Consider the following 447-nt stretch of genomic DNA (forward strand, 5'->3'; position numbering starts at 1 on the left):
GCGCGGAGCCGATCAGCACGGAGAACACGAGGATCTGCAGGATGTCGCCCTTCGCGAACGCGTCGATCGCCGTGTCGGGAATGATCTTCAGCAGAAACGCCGCCGTATCCTTCAGGCTCTTCGCGTGCTCGGTGTAGGTGGCGAGCGACGCGGCATCGAGCGAGTGCAGATCGACGTTCATGCCGACGCCGGGCCGCGTCACGTAAGCGAGCACCGCGCCGATCACGAGCGCGATCGTCGTCATGATTTCGAAGTAGACGACGGCCTTCAGCCCGACGCGCCCCACCTTCTTCAGATCGCCCGCATGCGCCATCCCGCTGACGACGACGCAGAAAACGATGGGGCCGATCACCATCTTGATCAGCTTGAGAAAGCCGTCGCCCAATGGACGCAGCGACTGCGCGAAATGCGGAAACAGCGCGCCGATCACGATGCCCGCCACAAGAG

General features: G+C 63.3%; 1 protein-coding gene. It reads right to left on the minus strand.

Annotated features, from left to right (window positions below; all coding sequences use genetic code 11):
• The coding region (locus AB4Y42_RS44245) for a cation:dicarboxylase symporter family transporter (protein ID WP_368697897.1) at positions 1-447 on the minus strand (447 nt) is incomplete at both ends.

The sequence above is a fragment of the Paraburkholderia sp. EG286B genome (genome assembly GCF_040965655.1).
In the GTDB taxonomy this organism is placed as follows: domain Bacteria; phylum Pseudomonadota; class Gammaproteobacteria; order Burkholderiales; family Burkholderiaceae; genus Paraburkholderia.